The sequence below is a fragment of the Klebsiella sp. PK18 genome (genome assembly GCF_057784655.1).
The window spans coordinates 4,442,123-4,458,244 of sequence record NZ_CM173493.1; the positions used below are offsets into that span (position 1 = coordinate 4,442,123).

Below are 16,122 nucleotides of genomic sequence, written 5' to 3' on the forward strand. Positions count from 1 at the left end.
CCCTCTCCCTGCAGGGAGAGGGCCGGGGTGAGGGGGAGCGGTTCAGGTCCCCTGGAGCGGCCACAGCCAGGCCGCGCCGCGTACTCCGCTGGAGTCACCGTGCAACGCTTTGCGGATCGGCGTTTCACACTCGCCACCGAAGACCCACTGCTTCACCAGGTCCGGTACCGTTTGATACAGACGCTCGACGTTGCTCATCCCGCCGCCCAGCACGATAACGTCCGGGTCGAGGATATTCACCACGTGGGCCAGCGATTTCGCCAGCCGCTGTTCATAGCGGCTCAGCGCCAGTTCGGCCTTTTCGTCACCTTCGCCCACCAGACGCATAATCTCGCTGCCGGTTAACCCCTTGCCGCTCAGCCGCTGGTAGTCGGTGGCAAAGCCGGTGCCGGAGATAAAGGTTTCGATACATCCCTGTTTACCGCAGTAGCAGGGCACTTCGGCGCGATAGCGCAGCTCATCGTCGTTCATCCACGGCAGCGGGTTATGCCCCCACTCGCCGGCGTTACCGTTGCCGCCGATATGCGCCCGCCCGTTGAGCGCCACCCCGGCGCCGCAGCCGGTGCCGATAATCACCGCAAACACCGTTTGCGCCCCCGCCGCCGCGCCGTCCACCGCCTCCGACACCGCCAGACAGTTGGCGTCGTTGGCCAGCCGGACTTCACGCTCAAGGCGCAGGCTGAGATCCTTATCAAAGGGCTGGCCGTTGAGCCAGGTCGAGTTGGCGTTTTTCACCACCCCGGTATAGGGCGAAATTGCGCCAGGAATGCCCATCCCCACGGTACCCTGCTGCCCGGTCGCCTGCTCGGCCATCGCTACCAGGGTGGCGATAGTCTCGATGGTTTGCCGGTAGTCCTCACGCGGCGTGGGTAACCGGTGGCGAAACAGCTGCTCTCCCTGGTCGCTCAGGGCTATCACTTCGGTTTTTGTTCCACCTAAATCAATACCAATACGCACGCTCAGCTCCTCACCCCGATTAACAATGCAAGCATAGCGACAATTCGCTATCATGCCCGCCTGATTTAACGATAAAGCCGTGGAAATTATCATGCTGTGGTTCAAAAATTTAATGGTTTACCGTCTCAGCCGCGATATCGAATTGCGCGCCGAGGAGATGGAAAAACAGCTGGCCGAGCTGACATTTACCCCGTGTGGCAGCCAGGATATGGCGAAAACCGGTTGGGTGTCGCCGATGGGATCGCACAGCGACGCGCTGACGCATACGGCAAACGGCCAGATCATTATCTGCGCGCGTAAAGAAGAAAAGATCCTGCCGTCGCCGGTGATCAAGCAGGCGCTGGAGGCGAAGATCCAGAAGCTGGAAGCCGATCAGGGCCGCAAGCTGAAGAAGACCGAGAAAGATTCCCTGAAAGATGAAGTGTTGCACTCGCTGCTGCCGCGCGCCTTCAGCCGCTTCAGCCAGACGATGATGTGGATCGATACCGTTAACGGCCTGATCATGGTGGACTGCGCCAGCGCGAAGAAAGCGGAAGACACGCTGGCCCTGCTGCGTAAAACCCTCGGTTCACTGCCGGTGGTGCCGCTGACCCTGGAGAATCCGATTGAGCTGACGCTGACCGAGTGGGTCCGCTCCGGCACCGTGGCGCAGGGCTTCCAGCTGCTGGATGAAGCCGAGCTGAAAGCGATGCTGGAAGATGGCGGCGTGATCCGCGCCAAGAAACAGGATCTGGTCAGCGACGAAATCGCCGTGCACATTGAGGCCGGGAAGGTCGTCACCAAGCTGGCGCTGGACTGGCAGCAGCGTATTCAGTTTGTGATCTGCGACGATGCGTCAATTAAGCGCCTCAAGTTCTGCGATGAATTACGTGACCAAAACGAAGATATCGATCGGGAAGATTTCGCCCAGCGCTTTGACGCCGACTTTATCTTAATGACCGGCGAGCTGGCTGCCCTGATCCAAAGCCTGGTAGAAGGGCTCGGCGGCGAAGCGCAGCGCTAAGCGCCGCTTTCCTTCCTGCCTGGCAGGAAGGAAAAAACAACCCGGCGGCAGGCGCCGGGTGTCACTCTGGCTTACAGATAGCGGCACAGATAAGAGGTTGGCTCAGCCACCTGCAGATGAAATTCGCTGTTGCCTGGCACATTGAAAACTTCGCCGGCGGCGTAAACTTTCCACTCAGTCTCACCCGGCAGCAGGACATTCAGCGCCCCGCTGACCACCGTCATCTCTTCCGGCTGCGCCGTACCAAAGGTGTATTCCCCTTCCGCCATCACGCCAACGCTGGCGCGACCGGTACTGCTGCTGGTGAAGCCAATGGATTTCACTTTTCCGTCAAAGTATTCATTGCTTTGAAGCATAAACAAGCCCTTCTGATCGTCGGTTAAAGGCTCAATATAGGGGGCGCTCCTTGCCCCTGTCACGTGAAATTAACACATTAGACCAATAGTTCTGCCGCCAGTCGGGAAACCAGCACATTCGACAGCAAAACCGGGACGTCCAGGGCTTTTTGTAACACATCGCGGTGATGCTGATAGTAACCGAGACAGTCGAGGACCAGCACGTCGGCGCCCTGCTCCAGCAGCGTTTTGCCGGCGCTTAATAACTCACTGTCGCTGCCGGTAAAAGGGTTGGCCAGCGCGTAGTACGGCGACTTTTCCAGCGAGAGCCACTTTTGCCGCTGCATAGGCATGATCTCTTCCACCGGCACGATCACCCCCACCTGATGCCCATCGACGATCGACGCCACCAGCGGCGGGATGATCCGCTGCGGCTCAAGAAGGATCGCATGGTGGGTTGTAAAACCGCTTAACTGTTCGGAGCTAAGCAACAGGATCACATCATAGTTCTGCCGATCCAGCATCGCGATCACGCTGCGGATATCGCGTTCAATTTTCTGCCGCGATACCATCACCAGCTGGTTATCATTGAGCAAGGTCAGCAGGCCCTGCTCGCCGTCACCCACCGCGTACTCTTTGGTTACCTCAGCATGTGTCATATCGCCCAGCAAACTAATGTGGGTGATCTGTTCTTCCCTGATATGTTCGGTCAGGAGCGGCAACACTCCCGCCAGCGGCACAACGCCGATGGTCAAAATTGCCATCGTTGCACTACTCATATCATGTACCTTTTCACTACCACTGCTTCAAGACAGACTTACCACACACGGCATCCGCCCCCCTGGTGAGTAAAAATCAACCGTCGAGAAGCGTAGCAGTTCCGCGCCGCGGTTGAATGTAAAGATTGCCGGGCGACAGCGGCGTGCCTGAAAAATCCGTGTGTTAGATATTCATTAGTACGACTGATAAATAAAAAATGTGAGATACGCCCGATATTGCCAGTATGGCCGGCAATCCGGGCTCAGGGGTTACGACTTATCAGGATCTTCATAGCGCCGCTTGGCATCCACGGCTTCCTGCTCGGTAGGATGTTCGCTGATCAGCGAATTGGGTTCAGGATAATCCGCGCGGAGTTGATACCAGGTGACGGTCTGACCCTGCGGGCCTTTCTCTACCGCAACCACGCGCGCTTCTCTCGGATATGGGGGCCTGTTTGGCATAGTTCTTCCTTCTTCTGGTATCAGAACTATCAAGTATAGGCGCCCCTCGCCGCCTTAATGTAAGTAAATTCTTAACTTACCGGGGTTGCCGTCGCGCCGCACAGCATGGTCATAATCTGCTCCACCACCCGATCCGGGGAGGCCGTGGCATCGACAATATGATGGGCGGCATCACGGTATAAGGCTTCGCGCTGCGCCAACACCTCGCCCACTTCCTCACGTACCGGCTTACCGGTAAGCGTCGGCCGCTGTTCGGCTTTTGGGTAGGCCTCCAGACGATCAATGAGCGCCGACACCGAGGCCTGCAGATAGATCACCACGCCGTTTTCCCGCATAAACTGGCGATTACCTTCCGCCAGCACAATACCGCCGCCGGTGGCGATCACCGTATTCGGCAGAGTCACGGCCTTCAGCGACAGGGTCTCCAGTTCGCGAAAACGCGCCCACCCTTCTGCCTGCACGATCTCTGCCACCGTCCGCTGCTCATGGGCCTGCAGCCGATGATCGGTATCGGAGAACTGAAAATGCCGCGCTCGCGCCAGCGCATGACCAACGGTGGTTTTACCGCAGCCGCGTGGCCCGATGAGAAAGATTGGCTGTGTCATGACCGAAGACCCCCTGGTTCCGCCTGTCGTAAAATATGAAAACGAAAGAACGTATTATCGCTGTTTGTTCCGTAACGTAGTCGTAAACAAAACGTTACACAACTTCTTTGCACCCCATCACCACAGTGACAAAAGGGGTTCTTGATGTAAACTTATCATTGCATTAAGTGTTTAACCAGCTTTACTTTCGGCTGGGCGTTATTTTTTATCCAACGCTGGCGTAAACGGTAACACATTTATGCATAGCTTTACGAAGCAACATATTTACAACATCGTGTTTCAGACGCACCCTGATGCCTATTCGACAGTGTGACAGAGGAATGTAACATGCAATCTGAAGAACAACGCCTTATTGATGGACTGTTTTCCCGGCTAAAAGAGGCTGAGGCGCACAGTGCATCGCGCGATACCAGCGCCGAGGAGCGGATTGCCCAACATGTAAGCGCGCAGCCGGCGGCCCCCTACTATATGGCGCAAACCATTCTTATCCAGGAAGCCGCGATTAAACAGCTTAACGATCGCATCCAGGCGCTGGAGAGCCAGGTCAGCCAGCTGCAGGCGGCGAAGCCCAGCAGCGGCGGATTCCTCTCCGGCCTGTTTGGCGGTGGCGGCTCGTCACGCGGCTCTGACCCCATCCCGGGCGCGGAGCAATACGGTCGCCCGCAGGCCAGCGCCCAGCCGCAGTATGCCCCGCCGCAACAGCAACAGAACTATGCCCCGCAGGCAGCGGCACGCGGCGGCGGCTTTATGGCAGGCGCGCTGCAAACGGCCGCAGGCGTAGCGGGCGGCGTGGTGCTGGGCAATATGCTGACCAACATGTTCAGCGGCTCGCACCCGCAGGAGATTGTCAATATCATCGAAGAGCAGCCGCAGCCTGCTGCCGCCGCCGCGCAGGACGCCACCGCGGGTGACGATCCGTTCCGCCAGGGAGACGATCAGTTCCTTGCCGACAACACCTGGAACGACGACTTCGACGCCGGCTTTGGCGACGATGATATTGGCAGCGACGACGATAGCTGGGTTTAACCCTGCTGACGCTTAACCGCCAGCAACCACTTCTCCAGCTCGGCAGCAAACTGTTGCCGGTCGCGCTGCGATAAACTATCCGGGCCGCCGGTCTGCACGCCGCTGGCCCGCAATGTCTCCATAAAATCCCGCATCGTCAGGCGCTCGCGGATCGTCGCCTCACTGTAGCGTTCCCCGCGCGGATTCAGCGCCGCCCCGCCCTTCGCCAGCACCTCTGCCGCCAGCGGGATGTCGGCGGTGATGACTAAATCTCCCGCCGCGCACTGGCGAACGATTTCGTTATCCGCCACGTCAAAACCTTGCTCAACCCGCAAAGTGCGGATGAAACGCGACGGCGGCACGCGCAGCGGCTGATTCGCCACCAGCGTCACCGGGGTCTGGGTACGCTCTGCCGCGCGGAACAAAATCTCTTTAATCACGTTCGGACACGCGTCCGCATCTACCCAAATAGCCATGCCAGCTCCTGTTACCTGCAATAAGTGACGCCAATGTTACCTGCTTTTCTCCCCCATGAAAGCGCCAGGATGGTAAGCTAATCAGATCGTAACGAAAAAAGCAGAGGGGAATGGTGATGGATAAGAAAATTGGCTTTATCGGCTGCGGCAATATGGGTAAGGCCATTCTGGGTGGACTGATCGCCAGCGGCCAGGTACAGCCGGGACAAATCTGGGTCTACACCCCGTCGCCGGATAAGGTTGCGGCTCTGCGCGACCAGTATGGCATCAACGCCGCCGGGAGCGCTCAGGAAGTGGCGCAGATTGCCGATATCGTCTTCGGCGCGGTTAAGCCGGGGATCATGACCAAAGTGCTGGGCGACGTCGCCTCAAGCCTGAATAAAGAGTCGCTGGTGGTCTCCATCGCCGCCGGGGTCACGCTTGAGCAACTGGCGCGCGCCCTCGGTCACGATCGCAAAATTATTCGCGCGATGCCCAATACGCCGTCACTGGTCAACGCCGGTATGACCTCCGTCACGCCTAACGCGCTGGTGAGCAGCGAAGATGTGGCCGAAGTGCTGACCATGTTCCGCTGCTTTGGCCAGGCGGAGCAAATTGCCGAGCCGATGATCCATCCGGTGGTGGGCGTGAGCGGTTCGGCGCCGGCCTATGTTTTTATGTTTATCGAAGCGATGGCCGATGCCGCCGTCCTCGGCGGCATGCCGCGCGCCCAGGCCTATAAATTCGCCGCCCAGGCGGTAATGGGCTCCGCCAAAATGGTGCTGGAGAGCGGCGAGCATCCGGGGGCGCTGAAAGATATGGTCTGCTCGCCTGGCGGGACCACCATCGAAGCCGTCCGCGTACTGGAAGAGAAAGGGTTCCGCTCCGCGGTGATCGAAGCCATCACCCAGTGTATGGAGAAATCAGAGAAACTGAGCCGCTCCTGAGCCTGAGAGGGTAGGCAGCAATGCCCTGAGTGTTCAAAGAAGAAGGGAGCGCGCAGGCGCTCCCTTTTTTTTCAGGCTTTCTTCAGGCAGGTACTCATGAAGGTACTGCGTTCATCACCCTTCAACGATTTTGCCGAGGCCGCTTTGTTGCAGTCGCTCATCTTCTGCTGCTGAGGGGTGAGCGCTTTTCCTTGCGACGTAGTGGTCTCTTTTTTCAGGCACTGGCTCATAAACGTTTTGCGCTCATCTCCTTTCAGCGCTTTGGCTGACGCTTGCTGATTGCAGTCCGTCATCTTTTGCTGCTGTGGAGTGGGCGTTTTTTCTGCCGCGCCAACCGCGCTGATAAAGATCAAGCCAAACAGTAGAGTCATTAGTAAGGTTATTTTCATCGCACCATCCTTCTGTGAGTGGATCGTTGTAAGTCTGGACGCAGATAGAAAAAAAACCAGCCGGTGACGCGATTTCGCCACCGGCAGCGACTTATTTCAGACTCAGGGCGGCTTTCATGGTCGAGAACAGGTCGGTCTGGTCGGTCAGGCCGACGACGTTAGCCGCGTGTGGACCGTAGGCCGCAATGCGCAGCTGGGTGCCGGTATGCTCCATCGACTCTTCCTCAGAGTTGCCGTAGCTCATGACCATCACTGCGCCATCGTGGGTATTCAGAGCCTGGGTCAGTCCCGGGGCTTTGCTGTCCGCCGGAATGATCTGGCTGGCGTGCGCATGGTCGGCGGTGACGATCACCAGGGTATTGCCGTCTTTTCGCGCAAACTCCAGCGCCTTCTGCACCGCTTCGTCGAGGTCTACGGTTTCGCCGATCTGGCCACACGGATTCGCCGCATGATCCTGTTTATCGATGGAAGCGCCTTCCACCTGCAGGAAGAAACCTTTCTCGTTGCGGCTCAGCAGGTCAATCGCTTTCTCCGTCATCTGCGCCAGCGTCGGCACCGAGGCGTCGCGTTTCGGGTTTGGCGTACAGGTCACCGGCGCCTTATCGATATTGCCGTGATAAGACGCCTTCGGCCCTTCCCAGCGAACCGGCATATTGCCATCGGCGAAGAGTCCCAGCAGCGGCTTAGCCTGACTGGCGTCAGTCGCGGCGGCAAGGGAAGCCGCGTCGGTCACAATCTGGTAGCCGCGCGCTTCCGCCTGCTCGCGCAGGGTTTTGCCCTGCCACTCGCCCGCCGTCGCCGTTTCGGCAAAGGTCTTCGCCCCGCCGCCTAAGGTGACATCCGGCCGGGCGTTCAGCAGCTGTTCGGTAATGGAGCCTTTGCCCCCTTTCTCCAGCGCATTGCTGGGGCATTTTTCACTGGTGACCGTGGGGCCGTAACATTTACGCGATGTCACATGCGCCACCAGCGCTGCGGGGGTGGCGTCCTGCAGCTCGGCGGTGGAAACGTTGCCGGTGGCCAGCCCCGCCGCTTTCGCCAGCTCGAGGATGGTCTGATGCGCGTTCTCATGAATATCGACGCCCAGCGCGCCGTTATAGGTCTTGACGCCGGTGGTCCAGGCGGTGGCGGACGCCGCCGAGTCGGTCACGTAGTCCGGTTTCCCGGTTTTTTTATCCAGCGAATAGTGCGTGTACTGCCCGGTTAACGGCAAGGCGTCAATCCCTTTAAAGAAACCGCCTGCCCCTTGCGCATAATTTCGCGCAGCGGTAATTTCCGAATCACCCATGCCATCGCCAATCAGCAAAATAACGTTTTTAGCTGGCTTATTGATTAACGAGGCGCGCAGCGCTTCGGTTTGATCGCCGGTTAAACGACGCGCGCCGCCGGGAGTGGTGATATCTCCCTGCGCAGCGCGATTTTCCAGAACCGGCGCAGCAGTGGTTTCTGCATGAATAACCGGCGAGCCCAGCAGAGGAACCAGGGCAATAAACAGGGCGCTTAATTTCACTTTTGTCATCTCCATGTAAAAAATACTTAAAAAAACAAAACGGGGGAGACTTTATAAAAGGGAGATGACAGAAAAATGACGGCATCCTTGTCGTGTCACAAAGACTAGCTACGAGGATGCCGCAACAGCTTCTTTAGATATTGCTGCAGCAGCATCGCATCCTGGTCGTTGACCGGCGGACAGGGCGTCACCTGGTCAATCGCCTGTTCTATATCCTGAATCAATGCCTGCTGGGCATCATGCTCCATATGGCGCAATAATGCGGTGACCACGATCTCCAGCGCTTCAACCTGCACCGTCAGTTCCTTTGCTTCTTCTTCCTTTTGCGCCAGTTTAACCAGTAACTCAGCAATGAGATTCTTCATAGCACCAGTTCCTTATGCGAGGCCTGTTTTTGGTTGGGATGTCATGCCCGATGACGAACATCAGAATTACTTAAAATAAGAATCGTCGCAACACCCAATATACTGCGAAACGTTTTACCACAATAAAATACCACTATAAATAGTATTGTTTAATCACAACCAGAGCGGGCTATAACCAGATTTAGCGGCAAATAATAAAATGGAATATCGCTCACGAAATGGCGATAACAAAAAGTAATGGTTAATGTACCGACGGTGAATAACGCTGACGGTATCGCGATAAATACCGTCAGCAGAGGTTCAGGCGTTAGCCCGGCGGGTGCGGCGCAGCATCCATGCCAGCTGCCAGAGGTTAATGAAAACGATAATGGCGGTAGCAATAAACACCCAGCGGAAGCCGGCCATGGCCGATACAGAGGCGCCAATCAGCGGCCCGGCGACGTTGCCCAGATACATAAACGACTGGTTATAGCCAAAGATGCGTCCGGTGACGCTGTCGCTGCTGTATTTCAGCAATAAAGTCTGCACCGCCGGGAGCATCGCGCCATCAGCAAAGCCGAGCAGGAAACGCAGCGTACCCAATTGCAGCGGGGTGGTGACAAAAGACATGGCGAAAAACATCACCACTGCGCAGCAGAGCGTCGCGAGCAGGATCCGCGAGGTACCGATGCGATCGCCTAACTTACCCAGCCGTGGCGCAGAAATCAGCGCCGACACGCCAGGCACCGCGGCGATCATCCCGGCCAGAAAGGCGATATTGTTGCTGTCCGGCGCCATCGATTTGATAAACAGCGCCAGGATCGGGCCAATTGAGCCGTTGCACAACTGGATCACCAGGGTGGTGAAGAACAGGCTGATCACCAGCCCCGGATAGGGTAAAGAGGCAAGGACTTGTTTTCCGGTGAGGCGCTCGCTTTTACTGACCTGAGGGCGCCCTCCCTCTTTGATCAGAAACAGGGTCACCAGAAAACTGATGGTCAGCAGGATCGCCGTAATAAAAAAGACCATCCGCAGCCCGACGTGGTCCGCCAGGAAGCCGCCCAGCAGCGGGCCGCCGATCACGCCGCTGATTTGCGCGGTTGATAGCGTGCTCAGCGCCCAGCCGCTGCGCTCGCGCGGCACCTGGGAGGCCACCAGCGCCATGGCGTTGGGGATGTAACCGGAGGTTAAGCCCATGATCGCCCGCAGGATAAACAGCTGCCAGACGTTAGTGGCGAAGGCCTGCAGTAAAATAGCAATCGCCATCCCCAGCGAGGCACGCAGCAGCATCAGCTTGCGGCCTTTGCGGTCTGCCAGGCTCCCCCACATCGGCGAGACGATCGCCGAGACAAGAAAAGTCACGCTGAAGGTCAGCCCCGACCACATCGACAGCGCTTCATGCGAGGTAACGCCCAGCTGGGAGACGTAGAGGGGCAAAAAAGGGAGAATTTGACTGATCGCCAGGCCGGTAAAAAAGCAACCAAACCAGACGGAGATGAGATTAACCTTCCAGGATTCCATAACTACGCGTATTCATTAATGATTTGCCAATTATTACCTAGCTTAGCAATTTCATTCCACTGGTGTACTACCATAGATGCGCTGGCGGTGAGTTTGGTGTTTTATGAGTGCGGATGAGAACCTGACGAAGCATTTTCTGGTCATTTAGGCTGCTCACAGCGCTTTATGCTCAAAAGCAGAAGCCCTGCCCGCGCATCCCCAGATGAAAATGATTGGCGTGAGCCGCATTGTACTCTGGCCCCAGCGCGTTGCCGAAGTAGTGGCAGCTGTTGTTCAACAGCGCCGCCAGCCAGGGATGCGAGGTCTCGCTCCGCCAGCCCTGCAGGACGCTGACGCGTCGGCCGTCCGCCAGGCGGAAACCGCTGACGTCCAGCGCGTCCGCCGTGGCGTGTTCACTGCGCCGCGCCTGTTGCCGATGGTAGATATTGCGACAGGCGAAGCTGCCGAGATGATCGATCTGGCGCAGATCGCTCGCCATCAGTTGACGGGTCAGCGGTTTCGCCTGCTGCTCGACATACAGCGCACTGCTCAGCGCCAGCGGGCAGCTGGCGAGGAAACTGCTGCTCAGCGTCACGCTGCCAAAATTCGCTACCCGCACCACGTTATGCAGCGGGCAGCTTCCCTCGCTGTCCGCCACCGGCTGGCTGGCGATAAGCCGGCGGCGATTGGCTTCCGCCAGCAGGGAGGCGCACTGGTCTGCCGTCAGCCTGCGCAGCTTGAATGACGTCAACCAGCCCGGGGGATCGTCAAGCGCCAGCGGCGCCAGCGGATTCAGGTGCGGCGGCAGATAGCGGTATCCTAACAGGCCCGCGCCGAGCAGCCCGGCCAGCACCAGCAGCGTCTTTCCTCTCACGCCCACTCCCGTCAATTGATCAGGTAAATATTATGGCAGGCAGGCAGCGGTTTCACATGGTATGTTATGCCCTTTGATGTTATCTGGATGGAAGTTGAAATGGCAAAGATGAGGGTTGGGATCGTTTTTGGCGGCAAGTCGGCGGAGCATGAAGTGTCGCTGCAGTCAGCGAAGAATATCGTGGAAGCGATTGATAAATCGCGCTTCGATGTGGTTCTGTTGGGTATTGATAAACAGGGGCTATGGCACATCAACGACGCCGGCAACTACCTGCTCAATGCTCAGGATCCTGCCCGCATTGCCCTGCGTCCTTCCACGGTGACCCTGGCGCAGATCCCGGGCCGCGAAGCACAGCAGCTGATTAACGCCGACAGCGGCCAGCCGCTGGCGGCTATCGATGTGATTTTCCCCATCGTCCACGGCACGCTGGGCGAGGATGGCTCCCTGCAGGGGATGCTGCGCATGGCGAATCTGCCTTTCGTTGGTTCCGATGTGCTGGGTTCCGCGGCCTGTATGGACAAAGACGTGACCAAACGTCTGCTGCGCGATGCCGGGCTCGCCGTCGCCCCGTTTATCACCCTGACCCGCGCCAACCGCGCGCAGTTCAGCTTTGCCGATGTCGAAGCGAAGCTGGGGCTGCCGCTGTTCGTGAAGCCGGCCAACCAGGGATCATCGGTTGGCGTCAGCAAAGTTAAAAACGAAGAGCAGTACCATCAGGCGGTGGCCCTGGCCTTTGAATTTGACCATAAAGTCGTGGTGGAACAAGGCATTAAAGGGCGGGAAATTGAGTGTGCGGTGCTGGGTAACGACCACCCGCAGGCCAGCACCTGCGGTGAAATTGTCCTCAACAGCGAGTTTTACGCCTACGACACCAAATATATCGATGACCAGGGCGCGCAGGTGGTGGTCCCGGCCGCCATCGCCCCTGAGATCAACGACAAGATCCGCGCGATTGCAGTGCAGGCCTACCAGACCCTGGGCTGCAGCGGCATGGCCCGCGTCGACGTGTTCCTCACCGCCGACAACGAGGTGGTGATCAACGAGATCAACACCCTGCCGGGCTTTACCAACATCAGCATGTATCCGAAGCTGTGGCAGGCCAGCGGCCTCGACTACACCAGCCTGATCACCCGGCTGATTGAGCTGGCGCTGGAGCGCCATGCCGCGGACCGGGCGCTGAAAACCTCCATGAACTAAAACGCGTTTATCGCGCCTGGCAGCAGGGGTCTCAGGCCTCTTCTGCCGGGCGGCGGCGGATCACCAGGCCCGCGGCCCAGAAGCTAATGACCCAGGTGACCAGACCGACGGCGTAGGATTGCCAGCCCTGTGTTTCAAACCCCAGCAGCCCCACCACCCCATTGAGAATAAAAATTAGCCCCAGCGCCACCGCGTAGTAGTGCCAGTCGCGGCGAATTTTATCTGTGAGCTTCATGCGACCTCCAACAGCAAAAAAACGCATCTTCGCATAGCCGCCCGCGGCGGTCTGTAGCGCGGGAGAGAATGTTGCTGGATTGCGACGCCGCTCTCCCTTTTCCATTCCTGTGGCGCGGTTAACACACCGGCGAAAACAGGATTATTCCTGGACGGCAATTACCAGCAATCTGATACTGACAATGGCCCCTCACTGCCAGAATACCTGCCATAGAGCTGGAGAAAAAACCAGCAGTACAGAGGTGGGAGGGCCTATGGCTGAATTCAGTTTTTCAAAATCGCTTTTGGGAAATAAAAAAAGAGGGGCGTTGACCGGCAGCCATGTCGCCTACGGCCTGTTCGTGCTAGTCTGCTGCTGGGCCGGCGCGCAGATGCTCAGCATGCTGATCCACGCTCCGGGGGTATTTGAACGCTTGATGCAAACGCAGGACGCCAGCCGTCCGCAAGTCGACATCAGTCTCGCCGTTGGCACCCTCTTTGGCCTGATCCCTTTCCTGATCGGCTGCTCGTTCATCGGGCTGCTGGCGCTCATTGTGCGCTGGCGTCAGCGCCGTTAACGCCGCGCCATACAATTTGCCCGCCGCTCATCAACCCGTTTTGCAAACCACGCCGTCGTCAGATTACGGGTAATTTTCGGACTCTCAAGCTGGATCCCTGGCAACATCTCCCGCGGCAGAGTCTTGCCCGCCCTTTTCTCGGCGAGGCGGAAAACCTGCTGATAAAGGTCGGTCTTCTCAAACGCCAGGCTGTCGCCCTTTTTCAACTGGCTGTGGATCTCGCTGTCGCTCATTCCCAACTGGCCCGCCAGACGACGCACCGCCAGCTCGGTGCTGCCCGGTTCCTCGCTGTCGTAGCGGATAAGGTCGCCGTCGAGCGCCAGTTTCACCCCGCTGGCTTTCACCACCGCGTTCTGGAAGGCGGCGTTACGGCTGGCATACCAGCCGGCGTTGAAGTCGGCAAAGCGGTACAGCGGCACGCTGTAGCTGGCCGGGTAATTCAACAGATGATAGGTGCCAAACCACAGGCCACCGCGCAGGCTGAAGACCTCCTGGCGCACCGTCCCGTTCATTTTCCACGGGTAGCCGGAGGTGTGCTGCTCGGCAAAGGCAATGCTGACCTGCATCGGCCCCCCGGTGTGCACCGGGTTAAGTGAACCGAACAGCTTCTGCCCCATAGGCACCATCCCGATAAAGTCATCAAAAATGGCGCTCAGCTGCTTTTCCGTCTTCACATTGTCCAGACGGTCGCTATAGCTTTTACCGTTTGGCGAGGTGATCTTCAGCGCGGTATGGACCAGAAACGGCGGAATGTGCATTTTTTCCGCCCGGCGGTCAATTTCCTGCCAGGCGATTTTATTCAACCCCGGCACCACCGGATCGGACTGATAGTTAGACTCCTGCTGCGCGACCGCCAGCACCGAGCAGACATTCTCTTCCGTCGGCGCCAGCTTCTGGCTGTCAAACGCGGTGGCGATGGCTTGCGCCCAGGCCTCCCGATCCTTGACGCTGGCCGGCATTTTCTGCCGCACCACCGACGCCACGTCAACGGGCTTCTCGCCCTTTTTCAGCGTCGGGGCCTGCTGGCTGGTACAGGCGCTCAGCACCATGGCCGCCAACAGCGTCAATGAACCGGGAATAATGCGCGATAAACGTGCGGCCATCATGCTTCCTTGTCTTAATTAACGTAATGTCGGGATCGCTTCCTGCAGCGGCTTGCCGTCCAGCTCGCGTTCAAAACTGCGCAGACGTTTGTAGATGGACATCAGTTCCACCAGCGTCGTCCACGAGCTAATCAGGTACTGGAACGAGCCGCGCACCTGGCCGAAGACGTTGGTAATTTGCGTCATCAGCCCGAGGGTAATCGTACCGGCAACGATCGACGGAAACAGCAGGAAAAGGCCGAAAACGTTATCCACCTGCAGGTAGAGAATGCGGGCGATATTGAAATACATATAGTGGAAATAGAGACGGAAATAGTTGCGACGCACCGCGCTGAACAGCTCGCGCACCGTCGGCGGCGTGGCGCGGGTTTCATCGTCCTCACCGTAGACCAGCTCTTTACGATAGGCGGCTTCCACGCGCTGGTTTTTAAACTCCAGGCCCGGCAGCTTAATCCCCACCACCGCCAGCAGGCCGGTCCCCATCAGCGACCAGACGATAGCGGCAATCACCAGACCATACGGCAAATGGCCGACGATAGGCAGGTCGGGAACGTGTTCGGAGAGCGTCACCAGCACCGGCAGGAAGGCGATCAAGGTCATCACCGCGTTGATAAAGCTTACCCCCATATCTTCCAGGGTGGAGGCAAAGCGCATGGTATCTTCCTGCACACGCTGCGCGGCGCCTTCGATATGGCGCAGATGCTGCCAGTGGGCCATATAGTGTTCGTTCATCGCCGTGCGCCAGCGGAAGACGTAGTGGCTGACGAAGAAGTTGTTCATCACGCCAATGATCACCGCGATGAGCGCGATGCCGAGAAAGATGCCGATCTCATGATAAAACTGGTTGATGCTGACCTTATGCGGGGTGGCCAGCGCGCTCTGGATCAGGTCGTAGAACGGCGCATACCAGGCGTTGATCGCCACCCCGACTTCCACCAGAAACCAGGTGACGAAGATGATGAGCGACGTGCCGAGAATCGACCAGTACTGCCAGCGATGCGGGCAGTAGACAAACCAGAAGAGTGCAAACACGCCGACGCAAAACAGATAGTAAGCGTAGAACACCAGATAGTTGAGCGACCAGAAGCGCGCCGCGCTGATCGCCACATTTTGCGATGCTCCGGTGACCCGCAGCAGCCAGTCGCCGCCGCCCGCCTGCCAAAAGATCACGGCCAGCAGCGACCAGATAAAGGCAGAAATAAAAAACGGCCCCGGTTTGGGGAAAAAAGATTTAAACATCATTGTCTCCTGCTAACTTCTTATCGTTCTGCTATTGCTGTGTACGACGCATACGTCGGCCGCCGCGTGGATGCGCTCTCGCGGGGCAGACGAATGATAAGACCGGATATCAACAGCTTAGTTCTGCTGCCAGGCGTGCAGAATTGTTTCTGTGGGTTTCACCTGTAAAGGATTGCCAGGAACGGTCAGCGTACGCCACACCTCATTGTAGTGGGCGATAAGCGTCGCGGCCTGCGCGGCGGGGCGGTCGGCGGTGGTATGGGCATCTTCCGCGATCACAATACCGTACCCGCGGCTGGCGCCGTTTTTAATGGTGGTGTCGAGGCAGTAGTCGGTGGCGCAGCCGCAGATGACGAACTGCTGAATGTCGTGTTCGTCCAGCACCTGCGCCAGCGAGGTGTGGTAGAAGGCGTCGCAGGCGGTTTTGGTGACATACAGCGCGCCAGCTGGCTGTTCCAGCTCGGGAAGCAGGGCGAAGCCTTCGCTGCCGGCTTCGAGGCCGCCGGCCTCATCATGCTGAATGAAAATAACCTTGTCCGCCGCGCGCACCAGACGATTAATTTGCGCGACGCAGCGCTCGCGCGCCAGACGCGGCGTGGCGAACACGCCGTTTTGCATATCCACGACCATCACTACCCGTTGAGCCGTCAT

The 16,122-nt window shown here is 58.1% G+C and carries 20 protein-coding genes; 5 read left to right on the forward strand and 15 right to left on the reverse strand.

From position 1 onward, the window contains the following. Nucleotides 1–42: 42 nt before the first annotated feature. Complete coding sequence (mak, locus tag AC3EMD_RS21920) at nucleotides 43–957, reverse strand: fructokinase (protein ID WP_012542714.1); 915 nt, start codon at nucleotides 955–957, stop codon at nucleotides 43–45. A 91-nt stretch (nucleotides 958–1,048) separates the two neighbouring features. On the opposite strand from mak, the gene rdgC reads away from it, so the two are divergent. Next, a complete protein-coding gene (rdgC, locus tag AC3EMD_RS21925) occupies nucleotides 1,049–1,960 on the forward strand; it encodes a recombination-associated protein RdgC (RefSeq protein WP_002890285.1) in 912 nt (303 codons plus the stop codon). A gap of 71 nt (nucleotides 1,961–2,031) precedes the next feature. Here rdgC and ppnP read toward each other — a convergent pair whose 3' ends face one another. From ppnP to aroL, 4 genes are all read right to left on the reverse strand, one after another. Next, nucleotides 2,032–2,316 (reverse strand): pyrimidine/purine nucleoside phosphorylase, encoded by a 285-nt coding sequence (gene ppnP, locus AC3EMD_RS21930; RefSeq protein ID WP_002890284.1) that lies wholly within the window; start codon nucleotides 2,314–2,316, stop codon nucleotides 2,032–2,034. Between the two features lie 77 nt (nucleotides 2,317–2,393). Continuing rightward, entirely contained in the window at nucleotides 2,394–3,074 is a 681-nt protein-coding gene (locus tag AC3EMD_RS21935; RefSeq protein WP_008805351.1) for an AroM family protein, read from the reverse strand. A gap of 249 nt (nucleotides 3,075–3,323) precedes the next feature. After that, entirely contained in the window at nucleotides 3,324–3,515 is a 192-nt protein-coding gene (locus AC3EMD_RS21940) for a YaiA family protein (protein WP_008805350.1), read from the reverse strand. A gap of 71 nt (nucleotides 3,516–3,586) precedes the next feature. Continuing rightward, nucleotides 3,587–4,120: a shikimate kinase AroL gene (gene aroL / locus AC3EMD_RS21945; RefSeq protein WP_008805349.1), complete on the reverse strand. Its 534-nt coding sequence runs from the start codon at nucleotides 4,118–4,120 to the stop codon at nucleotides 3,587–3,589. A gap of 327 nt (nucleotides 4,121–4,447) precedes the next feature. Between aroL and AC3EMD_RS21950 the strand changes: the two genes are divergently transcribed. Further along, nucleotides 4,448–5,146 carry a DUF2076 domain-containing protein gene (locus AC3EMD_RS21950; RefSeq protein ID WP_023322130.1) on the forward strand — a complete coding sequence of 233 codons (699 nt, stop codon included), beginning with the start codon at nucleotides 4,448–4,450 and terminating at the stop codon, nucleotides 5,144–5,146. On the opposite strand, the gene AC3EMD_RS21955 is transcribed toward AC3EMD_RS21950, so the two are convergent. Further along, nucleotides 5,143–5,601: a YaiI/YqxD family protein gene (locus tag AC3EMD_RS21955; protein ID WP_008805347.1), complete on the reverse strand. Its 459-nt coding sequence runs from the start codon at nucleotides 5,599–5,601 to the stop codon at nucleotides 5,143–5,145. The genes AC3EMD_RS21950 and AC3EMD_RS21955 overlap by 4 nt on opposite strands. Nucleotides 5,602–5,717: 116 nt before the next feature. Between AC3EMD_RS21955 and proC the strand changes: the two genes are divergently transcribed. Further along, nucleotides 5,718–6,527, forward strand: a complete 810-nt coding sequence (gene proC, locus AC3EMD_RS21960) for a pyrroline-5-carboxylate reductase (RefSeq protein ID WP_039104218.1) — start codon at nucleotides 5,718–5,720, stop codon at nucleotides 6,525–6,527. 71 nt (nucleotides 6,528–6,598) lie between these two features. Here proC and AC3EMD_RS21965 read toward each other — a convergent pair whose 3' ends face one another. The 5 genes from AC3EMD_RS21965 to AC3EMD_RS21985 all read right to left on the reverse strand — a co-directional run bounded on the left by AC3EMD_RS21965 (nucleotide 6,599) and on the right by AC3EMD_RS21985 (nucleotide 11,141). Next, the gene (locus AC3EMD_RS21965) at nucleotides 6,599–6,916 is read right to left on the reverse strand and encodes a PsiF family protein (RefSeq protein WP_008805345.1); all 318 of its coding nucleotides are present in this window, start codon (nucleotides 6,914–6,916) and stop codon (nucleotides 6,599–6,601) included. 91 nt (nucleotides 6,917–7,007) lie between these two features. Next, a complete protein-coding gene (phoA, locus tag AC3EMD_RS21970) occupies nucleotides 7,008–8,438 on the reverse strand; it encodes an alkaline phosphatase (RefSeq protein WP_012542718.1) in 1,431 nt (476 codons plus the stop codon). Nucleotides 8,439–8,527: 89 nt separating this feature from the next. Further along, on the reverse strand, nucleotides 8,528–8,788 hold the full coding sequence (iraP, locus tag AC3EMD_RS21975) for an anti-adapter protein IraP (RefSeq protein WP_008805343.1): 261 nt from the start codon (nucleotides 8,786–8,788) through the stop codon (nucleotides 8,528–8,530). 300 nt (nucleotides 8,789–9,088) lie between these two features. Next, nucleotides 9,089–10,288, reverse strand: a complete 1,200-nt coding sequence (locus AC3EMD_RS21980) for a multidrug efflux MFS transporter (RefSeq protein ID WP_008805342.1) — start codon at nucleotides 10,286–10,288, stop codon at nucleotides 9,089–9,091. Nucleotides 10,289–10,457: 169 nt separating this feature from the next. Beyond that, on the reverse strand, nucleotides 10,458–11,141 hold the full coding sequence (locus AC3EMD_RS21985) for an extensin-like domain-containing protein (RefSeq protein ID WP_023297115.1): 684 nt from the start codon (nucleotides 11,139–11,141) through the stop codon (nucleotides 10,458–10,460). A 99-nt stretch (nucleotides 11,142–11,240) separates the two neighbouring features. Between AC3EMD_RS21985 and ddlA the strand changes: the two genes are divergently transcribed. Beyond that, the gene (gene ddlA / locus AC3EMD_RS21990; protein WP_012542722.1) at nucleotides 11,241–12,338 is read left to right on the forward strand and encodes a D-alanine--D-alanine ligase; all 1,098 of its coding nucleotides are present in this window, start codon (nucleotides 11,241–11,243) and stop codon (nucleotides 12,336–12,338) included. Nucleotides 12,339–12,369: 31 nt separating this feature from the next. Here the strand turns inward: ddlA and AC3EMD_RS21995 are convergent, their stop codons facing one another. Next, on the reverse strand, nucleotides 12,370–12,573 hold the full coding sequence (locus AC3EMD_RS21995; protein ID WP_012968852.1) for a DUF2754 family protein: 204 nt from the start codon (nucleotides 12,571–12,573) through the stop codon (nucleotides 12,370–12,372). Between the two features lie 253 nt (nucleotides 12,574–12,826). On the opposite strand from AC3EMD_RS21995, the gene AC3EMD_RS22000 reads away from it, so the two are divergent. Continuing rightward, the gene (locus AC3EMD_RS22000) at nucleotides 12,827–13,129 is read left to right on the forward strand and encodes a YaiY family protein (RefSeq protein ID WP_012542723.1); all 303 of its coding nucleotides are present in this window, start codon (nucleotides 12,827–12,829) and stop codon (nucleotides 13,127–13,129) included. Here the strand turns inward: AC3EMD_RS22000 and AC3EMD_RS22005 are convergent. The 3 genes from AC3EMD_RS22005 to AC3EMD_RS22015 all read right to left on the reverse strand — a co-directional run bounded on the left by AC3EMD_RS22005 (nucleotide 13,126) and on the right by AC3EMD_RS22015 (nucleotide 16,101). Beyond that, nucleotides 13,126–14,232, reverse strand: a complete 1,107-nt coding sequence (locus AC3EMD_RS22005) for a DUF1615 domain-containing protein (protein ID WP_012968854.1) — start codon at nucleotides 14,230–14,232, stop codon at nucleotides 13,126–13,128. The two genes, AC3EMD_RS22000 and AC3EMD_RS22005, sit on opposite strands and share 4 nt — an antisense overlap. An 18-nt stretch (nucleotides 14,233–14,250) precedes the next feature. Then, the gene (sbmA, locus tag AC3EMD_RS22010) at nucleotides 14,251–15,471 is read right to left on the reverse strand and encodes a peptide antibiotic transporter SbmA (RefSeq protein ID WP_008805336.1); all 1,221 of its coding nucleotides are present in this window, start codon (nucleotides 15,469–15,471) and stop codon (nucleotides 14,251–14,253) included. Nucleotides 15,472–15,588: 117 nt separating this feature from the next. After that, on the reverse strand, nucleotides 15,589–16,101 hold the full coding sequence (locus AC3EMD_RS22015; RefSeq protein WP_162493340.1) for an isochorismatase family protein: 513 nt from the start codon (nucleotides 16,099–16,101) through the stop codon (nucleotides 15,589–15,591). Nucleotides 16,102–16,122 lie beyond the last annotated feature (21 nt).